Genomic DNA, 14,983 nt, shown 5'->3' with positions numbered 1-14,983 from the left:
CCATCAGACCATCAGGGGCACGGAAAATGGCCGGAGCTAAGAGCCACGATTATCACATCCTACCGCCGAGCATCTGGCCGTTCATCGGCTCGATGTCGGCGCTGGTGATGGCATCGGGCGCCATCATGTGGATGCATAAGGCGGCCTTTGGCGGCTATGTCTTCTTCGCCGGCGTCATCGGCGTGCTGTTCACCATGTTCTCCTGGTGGTCGGACGTCATCCGCGAGGCGCATGCCGGCGATCACACCCCGGTCGTGCAGCTTCACCTGCGCTACGGCATGATCCTCTTCATCGCCTCCGAGGTGATGTTCTTCGTCGGCTGGTTCTGGGCCTGGTTTGACTTCTCGCTCTTCCCGGTCGCGCTCGAGTTGAAGGACGGTGCGACCTCGATCATCGAGGGGCCGAACAGCATCACCCATGCCGCCGGCGTTTGGCCGCCCAAGGGCCTGGAAGTCATCGACGCTTTCCACTTCCCGCTGCTCAACACGCTGATCCTGCTTTGCTCGGGCACGACCGTTACCTGGGCGCACCACGCCCTGCTGCACGGCGATCGCGAGGGGCTGAAGAAGGGCCTGTGGCTGACGATCATCCTCGGCGCGATCTTCAGCTGCGTGCAAGCCTATGAATATATCCATGCGCCCTTCCCCTTTAAGGGCATCAACTATGGCGCCGCCTTCTTCATGGCGACCGGCTTCCATGGTTTCCACGTCCTTATCGGCACGATCTTCCTGAGCGTTTGCCTTGTGCGTGCCTATAAGGGCGACTTCACCCCGCAGCAGCATTTCGGTTTCGAAGCCGCCGCGTGGTACTGGCACTTCGTCGACGTCGTCTGGCTGTTCCTGTTCATCGTCGTCTATGTCTGGGGTGGCTGGGGCGCTCCGGTCCACGGCTGACGCCGGGACGGCAAGGACCATGAAAGGGCGTGGCGGCGGGGGGACCTGCTGCCGCGCCTTTTCTTTTTGACCGGGAAGGATCGCCGATGCCCGAACCGTCCACGCCACCGCCACCGGCTCCGGTCGAGGCCGCGCTGCGCGGCCTTTGTCCGCGCTGCGGGACACCGGGCCTGTTCGCGAGCTTCCTGCGCTTTGCCGATCGCTGCTCGGGCTGCGGGCTCGACTATCGGTCCTTCAACGTCGGCGACGGCGCTGCCGCCTTCCTGATCCTGATCGTCGGTGGCGTCGTCAGCCTGCTCGCGATCCTCGTCGAACTGAAATGGTCGCCGCCGCTCGTCGTGCATCTGCTGCTGTGGCTGCCGCTGACGATCCTGCTGACCGTCCTGCTGCTTCGCCTCGCCAAGGGGCTGCTCCTCGTGCTGGAATACCGGAATGCCGCGCGCGAGGGCCGGATCGCGAGGCCCGATTGATGCGACGGATACCCGTGTTGGCGACGCTGGTCGTCGCGCTGGCGGTGGCGGCGATGGTGGCGCTCGGCTTCTGGCAGATCCGCCGCGCGCATTGGAAGGATGCGCTGCTCGCCAGCTATCGCGCATCGCGCACCGCCGGCGATCTCTACGGGGTGCCAGCCGGTGCCGATCCGGATGCGATCGCTTTCCGCCATGCCCATGTCCTGTGCCGGATCACGACGGGGCCGACCGTGCTGGGGGGCGTCGATGCGTCGGGGCGCACAGGCTTCCGCAACATCGTCGGCTGCGCGCTGATCGACGGGCGGGTGATCATGGCCGATCTCGGCTGGAAAGCGATCGACGCCCGTCCGCCGCTTCCCGCCGTCGGGCAGCGGATCGAGGGCCGGGGGCTGCTGATTCCCGACGAGGTGCTGGCGCGCCGGGTGCTGGGCGAAACGGCGGCGGCGATGCCCCTGCTGCTGGTGCTCGACGGCGGCGTGGCGGGCCTGTCGCCGAGCGTGCCGCCATCGATCGAAACGATCCCCAACAACCATATCAGCTATGCTGTGCAGTGGTTCCTGTTCGCGGGCGTGGCGCTGATCATCTACCTGCTGGCGCTCTACCGCCGCTCGTCGGCCAAGGCGGGCTGATCGCGCCGTGGCGCCGCCCGCCGGTACCACGCTGCTGCTCGTCATCCCCGCGCCGCTCCACGAATCGGATGGCCGCCTCTGGCTCGACGCCCAGGCCTGCAATGGGCTGCGGCTGTGGCTCGACCATTTCGACCGGGTGATTCTGTGCGCACCGCTCGCTGGGCACGGGCCAGTCCCGGCGGACATGGTCGAGATCTTCGCCAGCCTGCCTGCCGACCGGCTGGAGGTCCACCCGCTGCCCGTCGCCTTCACGCCGCTGCGCTTCGTCCGGAACTTCCGGGCGGTGCGGCGCCGGCTGCTCGCCCAGATCGCGCGCGCTACGCATTGCCAGTTCGCCATCGGCGGAAGCTGGGGGGACTGGGGGGCGCTGGCGACGATCCTCGCGACGCGGCGCCGCCGCAAGGTCGCCGTCTGGACCGACCGGGTCGAATCGGAGGTCATGCGCTTCCAGGCGCGGGGATATCGTGGCGTGCGCCGGCTCTACCGGCGGTTCAACGCCTGGTTGGCGGAGCGGCTCGAGCGGTTCGTGATAGGGCACGCCGCGATTGGGCTGTTCCACGGCATGGACAGCTACCGGGCCTATGCCCGGTTCAGTCGCGGCCCGCATCTGGTGCACAACATTCATCTCGGTGCAGAACATCGCATTGTGCCTGCGGCACTGGAGGCGAAAGTGGCGCGCCGGGGCCAGCCGATGCGCATCGTCTATGCGGGCCGGGTCCATCCCGACAAGGGCCCCGAGGACTGGATCGAGGCGCTGGCGCGGCTGGGCGACGGCGCAGCGGTCCGGGCGACCTGGTACGGCGACGGGCCGCTGCTCGACGCCGCCCGCCGCATCGTGTCGGAACGTGGGCTTGGCGATCGCATTGCCTTTCCCGGCCGGGTCAGCGATCGCACCGCGCTGCTCGCGGCGCTGGCCGAAGCCGACATTTTCCTGTTCTGCCACAAGACGCCCGAGTCGGCGCGCTGCCTGATCGAGGCGCTGCTTTCGGGTACGCCGATCGTCGGCTATGCCAGCCCCTATGCCGAGGACCTGATCGCGACGCATGGCGGCGGCTTGCTGACCGGCCATGATCCCGCCGCGCTGGCGGCCACGGTTTCGGCCTTGGCGGGCGACCGCGATCGCCTGGCCGACCTAGCGCGCCGGGCAGCGGCGGACGGCCGTCCGATGACCGACAGCGCGGTCTTCGCGCACCGAGCGGAGCTGATCAAACGGCTTAGCTAGGGCCCCGGACGATCCGGTCGCGCTGGTCGGCGCGTCCACAGGACAGGACGAAGGGCTCGTCGCCCTGGGCGGCCTGGAAGGTGGATTTCGAGTCCCAGCCGCGCCAGCCGACCGCGAGCAGCGACTGGATCACCGCGCCGCCCAGCGTCTCGCCGGGGCCGAGGATGATCAGGCTGTCGGGCGCGAACTCGCGCACCGCCACGCGGACCGCGGTGGTGAAGTCGTAGGTGCGGGTGACCTGATGGCCGAAGGTGTAGTCCCATAGCGCATCGAGATCGGTGGCATATGGGCGCCAGACGTGGCCGCGCCCGTCGATCAGCGGGGCGACCGGCGAGCGAAACCAGCCGACCGGCAGGCTGCGGCGCGCTTGCTCCGCGATCGCGGCGAGGAGCGGGGTGTGGAAGGCCGCATGGTTCTGGAGCCGGATCGGGAAGCTGCCCGGCCCCGACGGAAGCTGTCCGGCCAAGCTCTTCAGCGCCGCGTCGCTGCCGGCAAACACCATCATTCCGCCGAGTTCGATCGAGACGTAAAGGTCGGGAATCGCATCGACCAGTGCCAGGAACCGCTCGCGCCGCCCCGGGATCGGCCGCCAATCCTCGTCGAGCAGGCTATGGACGATCTGGCCGCCGACGCCTTCCGCGTGCATCCGGCCACCCATGGCGTTGACGACCTCGAAGCCATGGTCCGCGTCGAGCGCGCCACCGCAGGCGAGCGCGGTATACCAGCCCATCGAATTGCCGGTGACGGCGACGATGTCGAAGCGGTCGCGGTCGATGGCGAGGAAGTCGGCATAGGAGCAGGCGAAGATCAGGCCCGACGCATTGTCGCCCCGACCGTGGATCGCGGCCGAATAGGAAGACGCACCGTCGAGCTCGGACAGGGTCGGCTGCCCGAGCTGGGTACGGCGTCGGTCGAAGCCTTCGAGCAAAGCGGCCTGCGCGCCATGGAAACGACGCAGATAGCCGAGCTCGCCCTTGTTGTAGGTCCCCCGCCCGGGACAGATGACGACCGCCCTCGCCTTAGCCACGGACCGCCTCCAGCGCGGCGGCGAGGATCGAATCGCGGCTCGGCATGGTCAGCGTCGCCGCGCGTGCGAGCGGTATGAAGCTGTCCTCTGCGGCGATCCGGCTGGCCTTCAACTGCGGCGCCTTCTCCGCGAACATCGCCATCAGGGCTTCGCTCTGCGAGCCGGTAATGCGGCATTCGTCGACGATCAGCACGCGGCGGGCCTCGCCCACCGCCGCGAGGATCGTCTCCGGATCGAGCGGCGCCAGCCAGCGCAGGTCGATGACCCTCGCGTCGACGCCGTGCTCGTCGGCGAGCAGCTTCTGCGCCTGGCGCGAGAGATAATAGCCATTGGCATAGCTGATTATGGCAAGATCGGTGCCGTCTCCATGGCGGCCGACCTGGCCGAGACCGATCGGGGCGCCGCTGCCGGGCGCCTCGTAGATGCTGGTCCACAGCGCGTCGCCCTCGGCATGGAGATCGCGGGTCATGTAGAGCGCGATCGGCTCGACGAAGATCACCACCCGCCGTTCCTCGATCGCGAGGCGCACGCATTCGCGCAGCATCGCCACCGCATCGCGCCCGTTGGACGGGCAGGCGACCACCAGGCCGGGGATATCGCGGAAGACGGCGAGGCTGTTGTCGTTGTGGAAATGTCCGCCAAAGCCCTTCTGATAGCCGAGCCCGGCGATCCGTACGATCATCGGATTGGCAAATTGCCCGTCGGAGAAGAAGGACAGGGTCGCCGCCTCGCCGCGCAGCTGGTCCTCGGCATTGTGAACATAGGCGAGGAACTGGATCTCGGTGATTGCCAGCATGTCGTTATGGCCGAAGCCTATGCCGAGTCCCAATATGCTCTGTTCGTCGAGCAGGGTGTTGATCACCCGGGCAGGACCGAAGCGCTGGTGCAGCTTGGCGGTGACATTGTAGACGCCGCCCTTAGGCCCGACATCCTCGCCCGCGACTACGATCTGCGGCCATATCAGCATCAGGTCGGCGAGCGTCCAGCTCAGCAGCCGCGCCATATGCTGCGGCTTGTTCATTTGCGCCGCATCGCCGGCGAAGGTCTCTGCGCGCTTTTCGGGGGATGGCAGGTTGGTTGCGGCGATGGTGCGGTGCGGCGGCAGCAGGGTCGCCATCACCTGCGCCGATGTGGTCAGCTTGGGGCGCCGGATCGCCTCCTCGGCGGCGCGCGTCACCGTCTCCTCCACCTCCTCGTACAGGGCGAGGATCTGGTCCGGGCGCAGGATGCCGAGGTCGGCCAGCAGCGCTGCCCCGTGCAGCAGCGGATCGCGGGCATCGATCTGGGCGATCTCGGTGCGCGACAGATAGGTCGACTGGACGTCCGATCCGGCATGGCCGTAGAGCCGGGTGCAGCCCATGTGCAGGAATACCGGTTTGCGTTCGTGCCGGGCGATGTCCACCGCCTTGCGCGCGGTGCGCAGCGCGTCGAGCAGGTCGAGCCCGTCGCAAGCGAGATAGGCGAGGGCGGGGCGGTGGCGGAAGGAGGCGGCGATCCAGCCCGATGGCGTGCGCGTCGAGATGCCGATGCCGTTGTCCTCGCAGGCGAAGACGATCGGCATCGGGATGCCCTGATAGGCGGCCCAGCCCGCGGTGTTGATCGCGCCCTGCGCGGTCGAGTGGTTCGCCGAGGCGTCGCCGAAGCTGCACAGCACGATCGATTCGGGATCGAGCGGACGGTCCTCCAGCCCGATCTTCGCGGCGATGCCGATGCTGAAGGCGGTGCCCACCGCCTTGGGCAGGTGCGATGCGATCGTGCTGGTCTGCGGCGGAATGTTGAGCGCCTTGGAGCCGAGCACCTTATGCCGGCCGCCCGAGATCGGATCCTCCGCAGACGCGACGAAGCTCAGGAGCATGTCCCAGACCGGAGTCTGGCCGGGAAGCTGCTTCGACCTTTGGATCTGGAAAGCCGCGTCGCGATAGTGGAGGAAGGCCATGTCGCCGGCTCGCGTCGCGGCGGCGATCGCGGCGTTGCCCTCGTGGCCCGAGCTGCCGATCGTGTAGAAACCCTCGCCGCGCGCCTGGAGCTTGCGCGAGACCCGGTCGAGCTGGCGGCTGGTGATCTGCGAATGGAACAGGTCGACCAGTGCCGGCGCCGATATGCCCGCATCGTCGAGGCCCAGCCGCGACCGGCGCGCGGGCAACGCACCCGATCGAAGCGCGGCGCGGAAATTCTCGTGGATCGTTTCAGCGGGGTCCATGGCGGGAGTCCCATGCTGCCGACACGGTCAGGGTCGACACCCGGGGGGCGTCATGCTGGCTCATTCAGGCCTTCCCTCTCTGCGGCCCTGGCGCGCGGCACCGCGCCGGTGGATGGGCCTGATCTTACACTGGCGTCTTCATGGCACAAATATCGACGGCAGGCGAAGCCCGACGATCGCCGCCGCCGGGATCACTCTTCCCTCAAGGCTCTTTGCCGCTTTCGCAAAGGACGCTAGATCGGGCGGGTTCCCATATGATTGAAGAGGTGCATGGCTATGTCGAGCCTGGAAAATGTGGTGGCGGCCGACCCCGCCTTCCTTGCCGCCCTCTTCGAACGTCGTCCGATCGATCCGGCGTGAGGCGCTGGTTGCGCGGTGCCGAGACGGCCTTCGCACTCGCCCTGGCGTGGCTCCTGATCTTTGTCATACCCCTTCGCTTCACGCTTGCCAGGCTCGGGTCCAGCGCCTGCGGCGACCGGCCGCGTGCGGCGCCATCGGATCAGGCCCAGCTGATCGGCCGGAGTATCGCCGCGCGGGTGGCCTGGCTGTCCCGCCGGCTTCCCCTCGACGTCATGTGTTTGCAGCGGGCGCTTGCCGCCCTGCTGATGCTGCGGCGGCGCGGGATCCGGACGGTCATAAGGTTCGGCGTGCGCCGGCTGGATGATAGCATCGGTGCCCATGCGTGGCTGATGCTGGGCGACGTTGTCCTGCTGGGTGAAGAGGAGGCTGCCGGTTTCGTGCCGATCGCGGATCTCGGCGAGGGTTTCGTCTCGCGGCACGGCGCCTGATCGACGGTGGGGGCTCGTTCCCTCATCGTCTCCTGTGTGGGATGGAAGCCCTCGCCGCCGGCGCCGTTATCGACGAATCACCCTCAGACACGGTCATCGGATGGCGAGCGCACGCGAGGCTTGATATGGATCGCAACCGGTAGCGAGAGGAAGGGATCCGTTTTCCTCGCAGGGGGTTAGTTGCGACATGTTCGGTTTCTTCGCCTTGCTCGTGCAGGGCATCATCTACTTCGCACTGATGGGAACCGTGTTCCGGGCGCGGCACAGCGTCGGACTCGGCGTCTTCTTCTGCCTGCTCGGAACGATGCATTTCCTCGAGACCTACCTGGCGGCGACATTCTTCATCGAGCTGCCCTTCGGTCTGATTTCTCCTGGTTCGACGGTGATGTTCACCGGCAAGCTGGCGGTCTTCCTACTCCTCTACATCAAGGAGGACGCCGAGGCGATGCGGCAGCCCATCTACGGACTGCTGTCCGGCAACGTCCTGATGATCGCGCTGGGCCTGATCCTGCGCCTGTCGAGCAGTCCCGCCAACCTGCCCGGCTACAATCCGGACCTCGGATTCATCGATCAGATGGGGCTGCTGATGGTTTGGGGCACGGTGGTGCTCTACATCGATCTGATCGCGATGATCATCCTCTACGAAAGGCTGGGCAAGCACGTCCGCAATACCTTCCTGTTGATCTTCATCAGCCTGGCGCTCGTCCTCAGCTTCGACCAGGCGGCGTTCTGGGCCGGACTCCACATTCTCACCGGGGTGCCCGCGACCGCCTTCTATGGCGGCTGGATCGCCAAGATCGGGGCGGCGGTCTTCTTCGCGGCGGCCCTGGCTTTCTACCTGCGCTTCGTCGAGCGTTCGACGTTGCCGGTGCGGGCGCGCGGCGCGGTCGACGTGTTCGACCGGCTGACCTATCGGCATCGCTATGAGATTCTCGTCGAACAGGTTGGCAAGGATGCCCTGACCGGGCTGCAGGATCGGGGCGCGTTCGACGGCCAGGGGCCCGCCATGCTGCAAGCCGCGGCGCGATTCGATCGCCCGATCAGCCTGCTGATGATCGACATCGATCATTTCAAGGCGATCAACGACAGCCATGGCCATGTCGTCGGCGACGGGGTGATTCGCGACGTTGCTGGAATGATCGCCGCGGAGAAACGCGAGGGCGACCAGGTCTTCCGCTATGGCGGCGAGGAATTCGCGCTGCTGGGAACCGAGACGCCCGACGGTGCGATGGCGCTGGCGGAGAGAATCCGCACCAGGGTGGCCGCTTCGGAAATATCCGACCTGGGCCATGCGGTGACGATCAGCATCGGTATGGCAACCTTCCCGGCACGGTCGATCAGCTTCAGGAACCTGCTGATCCGGGCGGACGCCGCGCTCTATGCAGCCAAGATCGGCGGCAGGAACCGGGTCGCGGTCGCGTCCGGCGGAGAGGGCCGACCGGATTCGGAGAAGGGTCCGGCTGCCGAAATCGTCCGGCCGTCGGTCTGATCCAGCGGGGTGCTTTCCGGGCGGGCGGCTCGTGCCCGGGAAAGAAAGTGGCGGAGAGGGTGGGATTCGAACCCACGGTACCCTTGCGGGCACAACGGTTTTCGAGACCGCCCCGATCGACCACTCCGGCACCTCTCCGCGAGATGGAACGAACGGCTGTGGAACCGCTCGTCAGGTCGATAGGGGCGGGGCATTAGCGGACGGATTCGCGTTTGCCAAGCGCCGGCTTGCAAGTGACCGTGACTTCCCTACATTAGCGCTGTGATTGAGAAGAGCGTTTCCATTCCGGCGGCGGCCGGCGCCCTGCACCAGGGAATCATCTCGCCAAGCGTCTCCCATGCGCGTTTCGCGATCGGCGATGTCGTGCGGCACCGTCTGTTCGAGTTTCGCGGTGTCGTGTTCGACGTCGATCCGGTCTTCGCCAACAGCGAGGAATGGTATCAGGCGATTCCCTTGGACATGCGTCCGGCGAAGGAGCAGCCCTTCTACCACCTGTTCGCCGAGAACAGCGACAGCAGCTACATCGCCTATGTCAGCCAGCAGAATCTGGTGCACGACGAAAGCGACGAACTGGTCGACCATCCGGCGATCTCCGGCCTGTTCGACAGCTTTGTCGACGGCCGCTACCGGTTGCGCCGCGAGCACCGCCAATAAGCCGACGGGCGATTCGCCGGCCGTCGGTTTCGGCCCGGGTCCGATTTGCTTCGTGGCCGATATTTTCGGCCGAAAGCCAGGTCCATAAAGGTTGACTTTCCGGCGTCGTGCCTTTAGCGAGCCGCTTTCCCGCGTGGGGCTGACGGCCACGAGCCGTTGCGTTTGCGCTAACAGTTTGAAGAAGTGATGAGGGCCATGTTCGCTATCGTGCGCACGGGCGGCAAGCAGTATCGCGTTGCCGCGGGAGACAAGATCGTCGTTGAAAAGCTTCCGGGTGAGGCTGGTTCGACCGTGTCGCTGGGCGACGTCCTGCTGGCCGGCGAAGGCGCCGACCTGAAGGATGTGGCGGGCCTCACCGTCTCGGCCGAGATCGTCGCACAGGCGAAGGGCGAGAAGGTCATCGTCTTCAAGAAGCGCCGTCGTCACAATTATCGTCGCCGGAACGGCCATCGCCAGCAGCACACGATCCTCAAGATCCTGTCGATCGGCGGCGAAACCAAGGCGAAGAAGGCTCCGGCCAAGGCCAAGGCGGACGCGCCTGCGGCTGCCGAAGCCTGATCGAAGAGCCAACGGAGTAGTTTGAGATGGCACATAAGAAAGCAGGCGGCTCTTCGCGCAATGGTCGTGATTCGGCTGGCCGTCGCCTCGGCGTGAAGAAGTTCGGTGGCGAAGTCGTCATCGGCGGCAACATCATCATTCGCCAGCGCGGCACCAAGGTTTATCCGGGCCGCAATGTCGGCATCGGCAAGGACCACACGCTGTTCGCGCTGACCGAAGGTCGGGTCGCCTTCCATAGCGGCAAGCTCGGCCGCAAATATGTCAGCGTCGACGCGCTGGCCGAAGCCGCCGAGTAACATCGGGCGAGCCCATATCCGGGTCGCCCAGAGGGCGACCCGATGGTCCGGCAAGCCGGACCGATGAGGGAGAGGGTCGCAACCTCTCCCTTTTTCGTGTCTCCCTCAGAAAATTGTCGCTGCCCTGTAACCTTTTCAGTTCACAGGCGTTTCCGGGGCGGCGGAGAGGGAGATATCTGCATGTTCGCTCGCACCCAGCGGCTTTTGTTACGCCCGGGCTGGAAGGAAGACGCGTCCGCGCTTGCGGCCGCGATCGGTGATTTCTCGGTGGTCGGCAAGCTCGCCCGCGCGCCCTGGCCCTATGGCCAGGAAGACGCCGAAGCCTTCCTTGCCGCGGACCACGGCCGGCTGCCCAATTTCCTGATGTTCGCCCGTACCCATGGCGCCCCGCGCCTGGTCGGCGGGATCGGCCTGTCCGAATGCGACGGCGGCGTCGAACTCGGCTACTGGATCGCCCGGCCCTATTGGGGCCTGGGCTTCGCGACCGAGGCCGGCCGCGCGGTGGTCGACATCGCCGACCGTGGGCTGCGGCTGCCGCGGTTGATCGCCGGGCATTTCGCCGACAACCCATCCTCGGCGCGCGTGCTCCAGAAGCTAGGTTTCACGGCCACCGGCACGACCAGTACCCGGTCTTGCCGGGCACGCCGCTCGGTTGAAAGCTGCGTCGACTATGTTCGCACGGCTTTCGCGCGAGGCCGTGCCGTGGCGCCGCCGCGGATCGGCTACGATCGCGAGGATGCGATCGCGGCCTGACACGGCGGCGCGAGGCGTGCTGCCGACCGGCCTTTGCGGCCGCGACAAGTGCGGCTACTATCGAACACAGAAAAATCTGCGCGGTGCAACATCTTGGCGATGCTATGCGCCGCGCCGAACGGGTCGGGGACGGGTCGCCGCGCTGTCGCGTCGGCTCCAGGGCCGGCCGCTCAGGTCAGGGCCTTCAGATGCCGCATACACGTTCGCGCCTTTCGACCGAGGAGATGCGCCGCCTCGCGCTCGAGGCGGCGCGCAGCATCCTCATCGACGAAGGTCCGCAGGCCGTCACTCTGATGGCGGTCGCCAAACGGATCAGCCGCACCCATGCCAATGTGCTTCACCATTTCGGCTCGGCCGGCGAACTGCGCCGTGCGATGGCGGAAATGATGGTCGGCCGGGTAGCGGCCGAAATCGGCGCGGAAGTCGTCCGCGTCCGCCAGATCGAGGGCGACCTGCGCGAGATCGTCGACATCACCTTCGATGCCTTCGAGAAGCAGGGCATGGCGGCGCTCATGTCGTGGATGATCCTGTCGGGCGAGCATGAAGGCCTCGCCCCGGTCCTCGATGCGGTCCACAATCTGGTCGAGGAACTTGGCGAATATCGCGGTGCGCCGCTGCGCCAGATCACCCAGATTCTCGTGCTGACCGCCTTGGGCGAAGGAATGATCGGCGGGCAGATTGCCGAAGCGCTCGAAGTCCCCCGCGAGACGGCGCGCGCCACCCTGGCGCACCAGCTCCGGATCATGCGCGGCTGGTAGCCGCCCGATCCTTCGGACGTCGTTTCCGCGAAAGCGCGAATGGAGGTCCCGGCCTTCTCCGGATGAAGCCTCGAAAAAGGGGGGGAGGGTTCTTTTCGCCGCCATTTCGTATAAAGGCGCGCGATGCATTTTCTCGATCAGGCCAAGATTTTCATACGCTCGGGCGCGGGCGGGCCGGGAGCCGTCAGCTTCCGGCGGGAGAAGTTCATCGAATATGGCGGCCCCGACGGCGGTCACGGCGGCAAGGGCGGCGACATCATCTTCGAGGCGGTGGCCGGCCTGAACACGCTGATCGACTTTCGCTACACCCAGCATTTCAAGGCGCAGCGCGGCCATGGCGGCTCGGGCTCCAACCGCACCGGCGGCGGCGGCGACGATCTCGTCATCAAGGTTCCCGTCGGCACCCAGATCCTGTCCGAAGACAAGGAGACGGTGCTGGCCGACTTCACCGTCCCGGGTCAGCGGCAGGTGTTCCTGCGGGGTGGCGACGGCGGACGCGGCAATGCCAGCTACAAGACCTCGACCAACCGCGCCCCGCGCCAGCACGGCACCGGCTGGCCGGCCGAGGAGATGTGGGTCTGGCTGCGGCTGAAGCTGCTCGCCGATTGCGGCCTCGTGGGATTGCCCAACGCCGGCAAGTCGACCTTCATCAACGCCGTCTCCAACGCCAAGGCGAAGGTCGGGGACTATCCCTTCACGACGGTCCGGCCGCAACTCGGTGTGGCGAGTCACAAGGGCCGCGAGTTCGTCGTTGCCGACATCCCCGGCCTGATCGAGGGCGCAGCCGAAGGCGCCGGCATCGGCGACCGCTTCCTGGGCCATATCGAACGGTGCCGTGTGCTGCTGCACCTGGTCGATGCCAGCGGCGACGATCCTGTCGGTGCGTTCGAGATCGTCCAGGGCGAGCTCGACGCCTATGGAGCGGGGCTGGCCGACAAGCCGCAGGTGCTGGCGCTCAACAAGATCGACGCGGTCGACGCCAAGACCCTCGACAAGCTGGCAAAGAAGCTGGCGAAGGTCAGCGGCGTCGAGGTCATGCGCCTGTCTGGGGCGAGCGGCGAGGGGCTCGAGCCGGTCCTCGACCGGATGATCGAGATATTGGGGCCGGTGCCCAAGCCCACCGCCGCCAGCGGAAATGACGAGCCATGGTCGCCGATCTGACGCCGGCCGCGTCCCGCTTCACGCCTGCCGCCTGTCCCCGCCTGGTCGTCAAGATCGGGTCGGCGCTGCTCGTCGATCCCGACGGCAAGGTCCGGCGCGACTGGCTGGAGGGCGTCGTCGCCGACATCGCCGCCCGACACCGCGCGGGACAGCGCATCGCCGTCGTTTCCTCGGGCGCGATCGCGCTCGGCGCGCGCCGGCTGGGCCTGCTCAAGGGCGGCCGCGCAAGCCTGGAGGATGCGCAGGCCGCCGCAGCGACCGGGCAGATCGCGCTGTCGCATTGCTGGGCCGAATTGCTCCATGCCGAAGGCCTGACCGCCGCGCAGATGCTCGTCACGCTCGACGACCTCGAGGATCGCCGTCGCTACCTGAACGCGGCCTCGACCCTGCATCGGTTGCTCGGCCTCGGCGTGGTGCCGGTGATCAACGAGAATGATTCGGTCGCGACCGAGGAAATCCGCTTTGGCGACAACGACCGGCTCGCGGCCCGGATCGGCCAGGCGGCGGATGCGCAGGGCGTGATCCTGCTGTCCGACATCGATGGCCTCTATACCGCCAATCCGCATCGCGACCCGACCGCGCGGCTGGTTCCGGAGGTCCTCCGCATCGATGCGCGGATCCGGTCGATGGCCGATGCCGATTCGGCATCGGGCATGGGCTCGGGCGGCATGATCTCCAAGCTGGAGGCGGCGCGCATCGCCCAGCGCTCCGGCGCGCATCTCGCGATCATCACGGGCAAGCGCGCTCATCCCCTGGCGGCGTTCGACGCCGACCATCGCGGCACCGTCTTCGTCGGCGGCAAGGCGGGCACCGCTCGCAAGGCCTGGCTCGCCGGGCGGCTGACCGCGAAGGGCCGGATCGAGGTCGACGCCGGCGCCGTAGGCGCGCTGTCGCAGGGCCGCAGCCTGCTCGCCGCCGGCGCGGTGCGGGTCGAAGGGCGGTTCGCGCGTGGCGACGTGGTCGATATCGTCGGGCCTGACGGCCATGCCATCGCGCGTGGCCTGATCGAATATGACGCCGCCGATGCCGAGAAGATCGTCGGCCGGCGCAGCAACGCGCTCGAACAGATCCTCGGCTATGCGCCGCGTTCGGCGCTGGTCCACCGCGATCATATGGTGCTGCTATGATCCTGGCGGTCACCGGCGGCACCGGTTTCCTCGGCGGCCATGTGCTGCGCATCGCCGCCGAGCGGGGGCACGACGTCCGGGCGCTCGCCCGCCGGGCACAGCTGCCGCGCCCCAATGTCGAATGGCTCGGCGGGACGCTGGAAGATCACCGCAAGCTGGCCGAGCTCTGCAAGGGCGCCGATGCCGTGATCCACATCGCGGGGGCGATCAACGCCCCGAACCTGGCGGGCTTCGTCGCCGCCAATGTCACCGGCACGGCATCGCTGCTGACGGCGGCGGAGGCGAGCGGCACGAAGCGGTTCATCCATGTCTCGTCCCTGTCGGCGCGCGAGCCCGACCTGTCCGACTATGGCTGGTCGAAGGCCTCTTCGGAGGCGATGGTTGTCCAGTCGCCGCTCGACTGGACGATCGTCCGGCCGCCCGCGATCTACGGCGCGGGCGACCGCGAGATGCTTGAGCTGTTCCGCATCGCCCGGGCAAAGGGGGTTCTGCCGCTGCCGCCCAGGGGCCGGCTCTCGCTGATCGAGGCGGGGGATCTGGCCGGGCTGCTGCTCGACCTGATCGAGGCCAGGGAGAGCTTCGAACAGACATATGAGCCCGACGACGGGACCGAGGAGGGCTACTCCCATCGCGCGTTCGGCAAGCTGGTCGGCGCGGCGGTGGGCCGGCCGGGGGTGCTGGCGCTTCCGGTCCCCGGCTTCGCGCTGCGGCTGGCCGCAACCGCCGAACGTTTCCGGCTCGGCGACAAGGCCAAGCTGACGCCCGACCGTGTCCGCTATTTCTGCCATCCCGACTGGGTCGTGACGAAGCGTCCCCCGACGGCGATCTGGGAAGCGAAGGTCAAGGCCGGCGAGGGCCTGAAGGCAACCGCCGACTGGTATCGCGAGCAGGGCTGGCTCTGACGAATCCCGTCGTTCCGGTGAAAGCCGGAAGGGTTTCGGCCATAAGGCGCCGCCCG

Annotated in this window: 16 protein-coding genes and 1 tRNA gene; 14 read left to right on the top strand and 3 right to left on the bottom strand. The window is 67.2% G+C overall.

Going from position 1 to position 14,983, the window contains the following annotated elements:
* The first annotated feature begins 26 nt into the window (after window positions 1-26).
* The 4 genes from ASE22_RS08820 (at window position 27) to ASE22_RS08805 (ending at window position 3,214) form a co-directional block, all read left to right on the top strand.
* Complete coding sequence (locus tag ASE22_RS08820; RefSeq protein ID WP_056357628.1) at window positions 27-893, top strand: cytochrome c oxidase subunit 3; 867 nt, start codon at window positions 27-29, stop codon at window positions 891-893.
* Between the two features lie 86 nt (window positions 894-979).
* Window positions 980-1,363: a DUF983 domain-containing protein gene (locus tag ASE22_RS08815; RefSeq protein ID WP_056357625.1), complete on the top strand. Its 384-nt coding sequence runs from the start codon at window positions 980-982 to the stop codon at window positions 1,361-1,363.
* A complete protein-coding gene (locus ASE22_RS08810; RefSeq protein ID WP_056357622.1) occupies window positions 1,363-1,992 on the top strand; it encodes an SURF1 family protein in 630 nt (209 codons plus the stop codon). The genes ASE22_RS08815 and ASE22_RS08810 overlap by 1 nt, the downstream gene beginning before the upstream one ends.
* A 7-nt stretch (window positions 1,993-1,999) precedes the next feature.
* On the top strand, window positions 2,000-3,214 hold the full coding sequence (locus ASE22_RS08805) for a glycosyltransferase (RefSeq protein ID WP_056357621.1): 1,215 nt from the start codon (window positions 2,000-2,002) through the stop codon (window positions 3,212-3,214).
* Here ASE22_RS08805 and ASE22_RS08800 read toward each other — a convergent pair.
* Both ASE22_RS08800 and ASE22_RS08795 read right to left on the bottom strand, forming a co-directional pair.
* Window positions 3,207-4,241, bottom strand: coding sequence for an ACP S-malonyltransferase (locus ASE22_RS08800; RefSeq protein ID WP_056357618.1), 1,035 nt, complete (start codon window positions 4,239-4,241; stop codon window positions 3,207-3,209). The genes ASE22_RS08805 and ASE22_RS08800 overlap by 8 nt on opposite strands.
* A complete protein-coding gene (locus ASE22_RS08795) occupies window positions 4,234-6,441 on the bottom strand; it encodes a thiamine pyrophosphate-dependent enzyme (RefSeq protein ID WP_056357615.1) in 2,208 nt (735 codons plus the stop codon). The genes ASE22_RS08800 and ASE22_RS08795 overlap by 8 nt, the downstream gene beginning before the upstream one ends.
* 356 nt (window positions 6,442-6,797) lie before the next feature.
* Between ASE22_RS08795 and ASE22_RS26160 the strand changes: the two genes are divergently transcribed.
* Complete coding sequence (locus tag ASE22_RS26160; protein ID WP_162257090.1) at window positions 6,798-7,229, top strand: lasso peptide biosynthesis B2 protein; 432 nt, start codon at window positions 6,798-6,800, stop codon at window positions 7,227-7,229.
* A 187-nt stretch (window positions 7,230-7,416) separates the two neighbouring features.
* Complete coding sequence (locus ASE22_RS08785; protein WP_082545826.1) at window positions 7,417-8,718, top strand: GGDEF domain-containing protein; 1,302 nt, start codon at window positions 7,417-7,419, stop codon at window positions 8,716-8,718.
* Window positions 8,719-8,766: 48 nt separating this feature from the next.
* On the opposite strand, the gene ASE22_RS08780 is transcribed toward ASE22_RS08785, so the two are convergent.
* Window positions 8,767-8,856, bottom strand: a tRNA-Ser gene (locus ASE22_RS08780).
* 144 nt (window positions 8,857-9,000) lie between these two features.
* On the opposite strand from ASE22_RS08780, the gene hspQ reads away from it, so the two are divergent.
* The 8 genes from hspQ (at window position 9,001) to ASE22_RS08740 (ending at window position 14,927) form a co-directional block, all read left to right on the top strand.
* Window positions 9,001-9,372 carry a heat shock protein HspQ gene (gene hspQ / locus ASE22_RS08775; protein ID WP_056358717.1) on the top strand — a complete coding sequence of 124 codons (372 nt, stop codon included), beginning with the start codon at window positions 9,001-9,003 and terminating at the stop codon, window positions 9,370-9,372.
* Between the two features lie 195 nt (window positions 9,373-9,567).
* The gene (gene rplU, locus ASE22_RS08770) at window positions 9,568-9,930 is read left to right on the top strand and encodes a 50S ribosomal protein L21 (RefSeq protein WP_056357610.1); all 363 of its coding nucleotides are present in this window, start codon (window positions 9,568-9,570) and stop codon (window positions 9,928-9,930) included.
* A gap of 26 nt (window positions 9,931-9,956) precedes the next feature.
* The gene (gene rpmA, locus ASE22_RS08765) at window positions 9,957-10,226 is read left to right on the top strand and encodes a 50S ribosomal protein L27 (protein WP_056357607.1); all 270 of its coding nucleotides are present in this window, start codon (window positions 9,957-9,959) and stop codon (window positions 10,224-10,226) included.
* 180 nt (window positions 10,227-10,406) lie between these two features.
* Window positions 10,407-10,979, top strand: coding sequence for a GNAT family N-acetyltransferase (locus ASE22_RS08760; RefSeq protein ID WP_056357601.1), 573 nt, complete (start codon window positions 10,407-10,409; stop codon window positions 10,977-10,979).
* 188 nt (window positions 10,980-11,167) lie between these two features.
* A complete protein-coding gene (locus ASE22_RS08755) occupies window positions 11,168-11,737 on the top strand; it encodes a TetR/AcrR family transcriptional regulator (protein WP_056357599.1) in 570 nt (189 codons plus the stop codon).
* 123 nt (window positions 11,738-11,860) lie between these two features.
* Window positions 11,861-12,898 carry a GTPase ObgE gene (gene obgE, locus ASE22_RS08750; RefSeq protein WP_056357595.1) on the top strand — a complete coding sequence of 346 codons (1,038 nt, stop codon included), beginning with the start codon at window positions 11,861-11,863 and terminating at the stop codon, window positions 12,896-12,898.
* A complete protein-coding gene (proB, locus tag ASE22_RS08745; RefSeq protein WP_056357592.1) occupies window positions 12,883-14,025 on the top strand; it encodes a glutamate 5-kinase in 1,143 nt (380 codons plus the stop codon). Before obgE ends, proB begins: the two co-directional genes overlap by 16 nt.
* Entirely contained in the window at window positions 14,022-14,927 is a 906-nt protein-coding gene (locus tag ASE22_RS08740; protein WP_056357589.1) for an SDR family oxidoreductase, read from the top strand. The genes proB and ASE22_RS08740 overlap by 4 nt, the downstream gene beginning before the upstream one ends.
* The last annotated feature ends 56 nt before the right edge of the window (window positions 14,928-14,983 follow it).

The organism is Sphingomonas sp. Root720 (assembly GCF_001428605.1).
In the GTDB taxonomy this organism is placed as follows: Bacteria; Pseudomonadota; Alphaproteobacteria; order Sphingomonadales; family Sphingomonadaceae; genus Rhizorhabdus.
The sequence above is the reverse complement of the archived record's forward strand: the minus strand, read 5'-3'. Positions and strand labels throughout refer to the sequence as shown.

Excerpts from the sequence above, each read along its gene's own strand:
- ASE22_RS08820 (WP_056357628.1), top strand. The coding sequence starts at position 27 with ATGGCCGGAGCTAAGAGCCACGATTATCACATCCTACCGCCGAGCATC.
- ASE22_RS08815 (WP_056357625.1), top strand. The coding sequence starts at position 980 with ATGCCCGAACCGTCCACGCCACCGCCACCGGCTCCGGTCGAGGCCGCG.
- ASE22_RS08810 (WP_056357622.1), top strand. The coding sequence starts at position 1,363 with ATGCGACGGATACCCGTGTTGGCGACGCTGGTCGTCGCGCTGGCGGTG.
- ASE22_RS08795 (WP_056357615.1), bottom strand. The coding sequence starts at position 6,441 with ATGGACCCCGCTGAAACGATCCACGAGAATTTCCGCGCCGCGCTTCGA.
- ASE22_RS08785 (WP_082545826.1), top strand. The coding sequence starts at position 7,417 with ATGTTCGGTTTCTTCGCCTTGCTCGTGCAGGGCATCATCTACTTCGCA.
- rplU (WP_056357610.1), top strand. The coding sequence starts at position 9,568 with ATGTTCGCTATCGTGCGCACGGGCGGCAAGCAGTATCGCGTTGCCGCG.
- rpmA (WP_056357607.1), top strand. The coding sequence starts at position 9,957 with ATGGCACATAAGAAAGCAGGCGGCTCTTCGCGCAATGGTCGTGATTCG.
- ASE22_RS08760 (WP_056357601.1), top strand. The coding sequence starts at position 10,407 with ATGTTCGCTCGCACCCAGCGGCTTTTGTTACGCCCGGGCTGGAAGGAA.
- ASE22_RS08755 (WP_056357599.1), top strand. The coding sequence starts at position 11,168 with ATGCCGCATACACGTTCGCGCCTTTCGACCGAGGAGATGCGCCGCCTC.
- obgE (WP_056357595.1), top strand. The coding sequence starts at position 11,861 with ATGCATTTTCTCGATCAGGCCAAGATTTTCATACGCTCGGGCGCGGGC.
- proB (WP_056357592.1), top strand. The coding sequence starts at position 12,883 with ATGGTCGCCGATCTGACGCCGGCCGCGTCCCGCTTCACGCCTGCCGCC.
- ASE22_RS08740 (WP_056357589.1), top strand. The coding sequence starts at position 14,022 with ATGATCCTGGCGGTCACCGGCGGCACCGGTTTCCTCGGCGGCCATGTG.